Annotated in this window: 1 protein-coding gene; it reads right to left on the bottom strand. The window is 27.1% G+C overall.

Annotation, left to right across the window (positions count from 1 at the left end; genetic code table 11):
- A partial coding sequence (locus LPC13_RS16825; protein ID WP_455423678.1) for a Gp37-like protein occupies positions 1 to 252 on the bottom strand: 252 nt, incomplete at its 3' end.
- Positions 253 to 269 lie beyond the last annotated feature (17 nt).

Below are 269 nucleotides of genomic sequence, written 5' to 3'. Positions count from 1 at the left end.
ATTAAACCAAAATCCTATTCCAAACCCCTTTATAGTTACTGTATCATCTATTATATTAATTTTAGTTATTTGACCACCTCTATAAGGATCATTATTAACTACAATATAATTGCCAGTTTGAAATAACTCTTTATCAAACTTTTCAACAACTAATTGAAAGTTAGAATAAGTGAACCATTTGCGTTCGAAAACAAAAGAAGTGAAATCCTCCACTTCTCCTATAAACTCCATATTTTTATTAAAAAATCTTATGATAATACTTGCTTCCA

It is taken from the genome of Clostridium celatum, assembly GCF_021412605.1.
GTDB classification, from domain to species: domain Bacteria; phylum Bacillota; class Clostridia; order Clostridiales; family Clostridiaceae; genus Clostridium; species Clostridium celatum.
The sequence above is the reverse complement of the archived record's forward strand: the minus strand, read 5'-3'. Positions and strand labels throughout refer to the sequence as shown.